The 6729-nt window shown below is 66.6% G+C and carries 6 protein-coding genes and 2 pseudogenes; 1 reads left to right on the top strand and 7 read right to left on the bottom strand.

Features of this window, described 5'->3' with window-relative positions; genetic code table 11:
• From I71_RS15005 to I71_RS14985, 7 genes and pseudogenes are all read right to left on the bottom strand, one after another.
• Positions 1–547, bottom strand: a pseudogene (locus tag I71_RS15005) (hypothetical protein); the annotation flags it as partial.
• Positions 548–836: 289 nt separating this feature from the next.
• The gene (locus I71_RS39745) at positions 837–1253 is read right to left on the bottom strand and encodes a hypothetical protein (RefSeq protein WP_244433853.1); all 417 of its coding nucleotides are present in this window, start codon (positions 1251–1253) and stop codon (positions 837–839) included.
• A gap of 18 nt (positions 1254–1271) precedes the next feature.
• Positions 1272–2369 (bottom strand): ABC transporter substrate-binding protein, encoded by a 1098-nt coding sequence (locus I71_RS15000; RefSeq protein ID WP_244433852.1) that lies wholly within the window; start codon positions 2367–2369, stop codon positions 1272–1274.
• 24 nt (positions 2370–2393) lie between these two features.
• Complete coding sequence (locus I71_RS40845; protein ID WP_307188997.1) at positions 2394–2558, bottom strand: hypothetical protein; 165 nt, start codon at positions 2556–2558, stop codon at positions 2394–2396.
• 9 nt (positions 2559–2567) lie between these two features.
• Positions 2568–4304, bottom strand: a complete 1737-nt coding sequence (locus tag I71_RS14995; RefSeq protein WP_307188996.1) for an ABC transporter ATP-binding protein — start codon at positions 4302–4304, stop codon at positions 2568–2570.
• Positions 4301–5146, bottom strand: a complete 846-nt coding sequence (locus I71_RS14990; RefSeq protein ID WP_042695655.1) for a D-amino acid aminotransferase — start codon at positions 5144–5146, stop codon at positions 4301–4303. The genes I71_RS14995 and I71_RS14990 overlap by 4 nt, the downstream gene beginning before the upstream one ends.
• A gap of 57 nt (positions 5147–5203) precedes the next feature.
• Positions 5204–6097 (bottom strand): MurR/RpiR family transcriptional regulator, encoded by an 894-nt coding sequence (locus I71_RS14985; RefSeq protein WP_042695654.1) that lies wholly within the window; start codon positions 6095–6097, stop codon positions 5204–5206.
• 256 nt (positions 6098–6353) lie between these two features.
• Here I71_RS14985 and I71_RS14980 point away from each other — a divergent pair.
• Positions 6354–6729 (top strand): annotated as a pseudogene (locus I71_RS14980) (flagellar motor switch protein FliG); the annotation flags it as partial.

Genomic DNA, 6729 nt, shown 5'->3' with positions numbered 1-6729 from the left:
GAGGCCGAGCTTTAGCGACGGCATGAAGTAATGCTGCCATGTCCAGTAACGGCTGGTCGGCAACCAGCCGAGCTTGACCGAGAACAGGTCGATCATCAGCAGGCCCGAGCCAGAAGGAGGGAAAGGCGATGCCCGACACCGCCACCACCATGCCGACATGGTCCTGCCAGCGCCCGCGTTTGGTGGCCGACGCCACACCGATCAGCAGACCGGCCAGCGTCGCCCAGACCATGGCGACGACGGTCAGGTAGAAGGTGGGCATGAAGCGCTCACCGATCTCCTGCGACACCGGCCGCTTGGACTTCATCGACCGCCCGAACTCGCCCTGGACCGCATTGCCGAGGAAGCGGCCATACTGCACCCACAGCGGCTGGTCGAGGCCGAGATCCTGGCGCACCAGCTCGACGTCCTGCTGGGTGGCGTCCGGACCGGCGACCAGACGCGCCGGATCGCCCGGCAGCAGATGGACGAAGCCGAAGACGAAGACGGAGATCACCAGCAGAACCGGCAGGATGCCGGCGAGACGGCCGACGAGATATTTCAGCATGGAGCAGAGGTCCTGGTGGAGGGCCTGGAGGTGCGGACGAAAAGTCCCCTCTCCCCCCCGGGGAGAGGGTTAGGGTGAGGGGGCAGCATGGGCAAACGCCCATGCCAGGGGATGGCGAAGGGGCAGTATGCCCCTTCGCGGCGCGCAAAAGCGCGCCGGCCCCCTCACCCTCCCCACCGCTACGCGGCGGGTCCCCTCCCTCTCCCCGCTATCGACGGACCGAAGGTCCGCCTGTCGCGTCAGCGCAAACTTCGTTTGCGCGAGAGCGGGGGGCGAGGGTGTTTATCACTCACTGCAGATCGGCCTCTTCCATCTGCAGGCCGCCGTCGGCGACGTAGTAGAAGCCGGTCAGCTTCTTCGACTTGCCGGCCAGCAGGTTCTCGACGCCGAGGAAGATCCAGGGCGCGTCCTTCCAGATCTGCTCCTGGGCGACACGGTAGGCCTCGGCGCGCTTGGCGTCGTCGGCGGTGGCGATGCCGGCCTCGATGGCGGCATCGACCGTGTCGTTCTTGTAGTAGGCGACGTTGTAGAACTTCGGCGGGAAGCCCTTGCCCCACAGCAGCGGACGCAGGCCCCAGTCGGCATCGCCGGTGGAGGCCGACCAGCCGCTGTAGTTCATCTGGACGGTGGCATCCTCCGGCTTCTCGACGCTCCAGATGCGGGCGGTCTCGACGCCGGATTCGAGCGGCGTGACGGTCAGCTTCACACCGATCTGCGACAGCTGCTACTGGACGAACTGCATGCCGCGGATGAAGTTGGTGCTGTTGCGGCCGAACATCTCGGCCTCGAAGCCGTTCGGATAGCCGGCCTCGGTCAGCAGCGCCTTCGCCTTGGCGAGATCATAGGTGTACTGGTTCGGCTGGGTGACATGGAAGCCCAGCTTGGACGGGATCGCCGAATCCAGCGGGCCGGCATAGCCGCGATAGACCACCTTGGCGTAGGCGTTCTTGTCGATGGCGTAGTTCAGCGCCTGGCGGACGCGCGGGTCGTTGAACGGCTTCTTCATGGTGTTGAGCGCCACATAGCGGGCGACGATCGACGGGGCGTCGATCAGCTCCAGCTGGCTGTTGGCCTCCACCATCTTCACCATCTCGGACGGCAGCGGATAGATGAACTGCGCCTCGTTGGTCTGGAGCATGGCGATGCGGCTGCCGTTCTCCGGCACGCTCTTCAGCGTGACGTGGTCGATCTTCGGCAGGCCCGGCTTCCAGTACTTGTCGTTCTTCTCGACCTTCAGCGTGTCCGCTTCCCAGCTGACGAACTTGTAGGGGCCGGTGCCGACCGGGTGGCGGCCGATCTCCTTGCCAAAGGTCTCCAGCGCCTTCGGGCTGTGGATCATCGCGCCGGGATGGGCGAGGTTGTTGTTCAGCGCGCCGAAGGGCTGCGACAGCTTCAGCGTGATGGTATAGTCGTCGACCACCACCGTCTCGGCCAGCATCGCCAGCAGGCTTTGGCGCTTCAGCCGGTTGGCCGGGTTGGCGAGACGGTCGAAATTGATCTTCACCGCCTGGGCGTTGAAGGGCGTGCCGTCATGGAAGGTGACGTTCTTGCGCAGGCGGTAGGTGTATTCGGTGGCAGTGTCGTTGACCGTGTAGCTCTCGGCCAGCAGCGGCACCAGCTTCATGTCCTTGTCGAAGCCGAACAGCCCCTGGAGCATGGTGCGGCTGGCCGACTGCGACAGCGTGTCGTTGATGTCGGCCGGGTCCAGCGTGGTGATGTTGTCGGGCAGGCCGACAACCAGATCCTTGGCGGCAAAGGCCGGACCGGCCAGCGCGGTGCCGGCGAGCAGGCCGGCGAGAAGCGGAAGGGCGAAGCGGTTCACGTGTAGGCTCCCTGCTTTTTTGGTTCAGAAATCGCCGCCAACAGCGTGGCGGGCGACGAAATGGTCCTCACCGACCGGCACCAGCGGCTGCACCGCCGGCTCGTCGCCGATGGCGCGGATCGGGCTGGGGATCTCGCCGGTCAGCAGCCGCAGGTCGCGGGTGCGGCGGCTGGGATCGGCGATCGGCACCGGCCGCCATCAGGCGCGGGTGTAGGCATGCTGCGGATTCTCGAAGACGGCGCGGCGCGGGCCGAGTTCGACGATCTGGCCGAGATACATCACCGCGACGCGGTGGCTGACCCGCTCCACCACCGCCATGTCATGGCTGATGAACAGGTAGGACAGGCCGCGCCGGGCCTGCAGTTCCATCAGCAGATTGACGATCTGCGCCTGGATCGACACGTCGAGTGCCGCCACCGCCTCGTCGGCGATGATCAGCTTGGGATCGCAGGCGAGCGCGCGGGCGATGCAGATGCGCTGGCGCTGCCCCCCGGAGAACTCGTGCGGATAGCGGCGCGCATGCTCCGGCTTCAGACCCACCTGGGTCAACAGCTCAGCCACCCGCTCCTCGATGGCGCGGCGGCGTGAGACTCCCGGTTTGGATGCGGGCACATAGTCATGAACCAGCATCGGCTCGGCGACGCTGAAGCCGACGGTCATGCGTGGGTTCAGCGAGGCGAAGGGATCCTGGAAGATGTATTGGATCTTCTCCTTCAGCTTCGCCTGACCGTTGGAATCCAAGGTCGCGGTGTCGAGGCCGTCGAAATGGATGCTGCCGGAGGTGGCGGACTGAAGCCCCATGATGGTGCGGCCGGTGGTCGACTTGCCGCAGCCGGATTCGCCGACCAGCGCCAGCGTCTCGCCGGGGCGGACGGCGAAGCTGACCTTCTCCACCGCATGGACCCGCGCCTTGAGCGAACCGAAGATGCCCTTGCGCACGTCGAAGCGGGTGGTGAGGTCGCGCACTTCCAGAAGTGGGGCGTCGGCGGCTCGCACGGTGTCCTGAACCGGCGGGGCCGGCGGCGGCGCATCCACCTCGGCGTCATCGACCACCAGCAGGGGAAAGTGGACCGGCAGGTCCTGGCCGCGCAGCGCCCCCAGCTTCGGCACGGCGGACAGCAGAGCCTTGGTGTAGGGGTGCTGCGGCGCCTGGAAGATGCGCTCGACCGGACCCTCCTCCACCTTGCGGCCGCGCCACATCACGACAACGCGGTCGGCAACCTCCGCCACCACGCCCATGTCGTGGGTGATGAAGATGACGCCCATCCCCATCTCGTCCTGCAGCAGGCGGATCAGCCGCAGGATCTGCGCCTGGATGGTCACGTCGAGCGCCGTGGTCGGCTCGTCGGCGATCAGCAGCGACGGCTTGCAGGACAGCGCCATGGCGATCATCACGCGCTGGCGCATGCCGCCCGACAGCTGGTGCGGATGGCGGTCGAGCAGCCGGGCCGGTTCGGGAATGCGGACCTTCTCCAGCATGCGCAGGGCTTCCGCCCGCGCCGCCTTGCGGTCGAGACCCTGGTGCAGCATCACCGCCTCGGCGATCTGGTCGCCGATGGTGAAGACCGGGTTCAGCGACGTCATCGGCTCCTGGAAGACCATGGCGATGTCGTTGCCGCGCATGTCGGTCAGCGATTCCGCCGACGGGGTGGCGAGGTCGCGCTCGCGCCCGTCGCGGCCCTTGAAGCGGATGCGCCCGCCGACGATGCGGCCGCCGGCGTAATCGACCAGCCGCATCAGCGACAGCGAGGTCACCGACTTGCCGCTGCCGGATTCGCCGACGATGGCGACCGTCTCGCCCGGCGCCACGGTGAAGCTGACATCGTCGACCACACGCACGGGGCCATGCTCGCCATCGAAGGCGACGCTCAGCCCCTCCACAGAAAGCAGGGCAAGCGCGCTGTCGACCGCCTTCACGGCAGCGGCACCACTCATCGGCCGAGCCTCTCGGCGAACAGCGCGAACAGGCGGCGCCACACCATGCCCGGCGTGCCGCTGCCGACCGGCTTGCCGTTCAGGCTGGTGACCGGGGTGATCTCCTTGGTGGTGCTGGCGATCCAGATCTCGTCGGCGGTCTCAAGCTCCGTCGCCGGGATGTCGCGCTCCTCCAGGCGGATGCCCGCCTCGGCCGCCAGCCGCAGGATCACGGTGCGGGTGATGCCCTGGAGGATCCGGTTGTCGTTGACCGGGGTGGCGACGACGCCGTCCTTGACGACGAAGATGTTGGTGGCCGCCCCCTCGGTCACCAGACCGTCGCGCAGTTGCAGGGCATCGACGACGCCGGCATCGGTCGCCGCCTGCTGCGCCAGCACGCTGCCGAGCAGCGCCACCGTCTTCAGGTCGCAGCGGCCCCAGCGGATGTCGGGGATGGTGATGGCGGCGACACCCTGGTCGCGCCACGCGGCGGGCGGGCGCTTCAGCGGGCTGACCATGCCGAACACCGACGGGGTAACGCCGGCCGGGAAGGCATGGCCGCGGCTGGCGGCTGCGCCGCGGGTGACCTGCAGATAGACGGTCAGGTCGCCATCGATGCCGGACTCCGCGGCCAGCCGTTCCATGATGCCCATCCAGTCGCCGGCCGACAGGGTGCAGCCGATGCGCAGCTCGGACAGGCCGCGCTGCAGGCGGGCGATGTGGGCGTCCGGCTCGAACAGGCGGCCGTTGTAGGCGGCGGTCACCTCATAGAGGCCGTCGGCGAACAGGAAGCCGCGGTCCAACGGCGACACCTGGACCTCGTCCAGCGGCAGGTAACGCCCGTTCCAATAGGAGATCGTCATCGCTTTCCAACTTCTCTGGCGCGTGGGTAAGGAAACCCCGGTTCTGTCCGGTCCGGGTCAGTCGGGTTGCCGGTTCGATTTCGACACGACGTGGAGGTAGGGCAGGATGCGTTCGGCGACGTCGGCAGCCTGTCCGACGCTGTCGGGGCCGGAGCGCGACAGCGCGGTGCCCAGCGCCACAATCAGCGCCATCAGCCCGGTGGGGGAGCTGTGGCGCACGCCATGGTCGGCTCCCGCCAACAGGGTCACGTCGGCCAGCGGCACGATCGGGCTGTCCGGCGCGTCGGTCAGCGCGATGGCCTTGGCCCCGCGCTCGCGGCACAGCTGCAGATGCTCGATGGTCCGGCGCGAATAGCGCGGCGAGGTGATGGCGATCACCAGATCGCCAGGCTTCACCGTCATCAGCCGGCGGATGTTGCGCTCGGTGCCGGCGAACTCGACGGCCTCGCGGACATTGTCGACATAGGGCTCCAGCATGTCGGCCAGGAACAGCGCGAGATAGGCGCTGTCGCCCAATCCCAGCGCCACGATGCGGCGCGCCTCGCGGATCAGCCGGATGGCGGCCTCGCACTGCTCAGGCTGCAGCAGATCCATGGTGCGGGCGATGTTGCCGGCGTCGCTGGCAAGCGATTCCCGCATGATCTCGGCGTTGGAGGTGTCGCGTTGCACCGCGACGCGCAGCTTCTCCACCGGCGCGAAGGTGGACTCGAAGGCGCGCAGCAGATCCTCGCGGAACTCCGGAAAGCCCTCATAGCCGAGAAAGCGGGCATAGCGGTTGACCGACGCCACCGAAACCTCCGCCGCCGCAGCCAGCTCGCCGATTTTCAGCGTCGCGGTGCGGAAGGGATAGGCCAGCGCCCATTCCCCCACCTTGGCGAGGGCGGCGGGAAGCTGCTGCTGGCAGTTCTGCATGCGGATCAGCAGCGATCCCGTCTGAATGGGCGGCTCCATCCCCCGATTCCCCTTCGCAGCATCAGCATGGCCCTTATGAGCATATAGTTACAGAAATATCGTATTCCTGTAAATCCATTTTCACATATAGGCGTATGACACACCCGCCGGAGACGACGACGGCCCGTCCGACCGGCGGAATACCAGGACGCAAGCACCTGATATCGAGCGTCCCTAAGCTCTTCCTTATCGTTTGTTAACGATGTTTGCCGCAATCATCGCGCATCGTCGGATTGGCACATCATGAAGGGTAGCAATGGCTCAGAAGGTTCGTGAGGACTACCGGACCCTCACCGGCCCGGAAAAGGCCGCCATCATGATGCTGGCATTGGGCGAGGAGCATTCGTCCAAACTGTTCTCGCTGATGGACGACGAGGAGATCAAGGAACTGTCCCAGGTGATGGCCAACCTGGGCACGGTGTCGGCCAACCTGATCGAGCGACTGTTCGTCGAGTTCGCCGAGCAGATGTCGTCGAGCGGCACCGTCGTCGGCTCCTTCGATTCGACCGAGCGGCTGCTGCTGAAGACCCTGCCGAAGGACAAGGTCGACCAGATCATGGAGGACATCCGTGGTCCGGCCGGCCGCACCATGTGGGACAAGCTGACCAACGGAACGAGTCGGGCGTCCAACA

The sequence above is a fragment of the Azospirillum sp. B506 genome (assembly GCF_000333595.1).
GTDB lineage: Bacteria > Pseudomonadota > Alphaproteobacteria > Azospirillales > Azospirillaceae > Azospirillum.
The sequence above is the reverse complement of the archived record's forward strand: the minus strand, read 5'-3'. Positions and strand labels throughout refer to the sequence as shown.

Coding starts and splice junctions, on each gene's coding strand:
- I71_RS14995 (WP_307188996.1), bottom strand. CDS start 4,304: ATGAGTGGTGCCGCTGCCGTGAAGGCGGTCGACAGCGCGCTTGCCCTG.
- I71_RS14990 (WP_042695655.1), bottom strand. CDS start 5,146: ATGACGATCTCCTATTGGAACGGGCGTTACCTGCCGCTGGACGAGGTC.
- I71_RS14985 (WP_042695654.1), bottom strand. CDS start 6,097: ATGGAGCCGCCCATTCAGACGGGATCGCTGCTGATCCGCATGCAGAAC.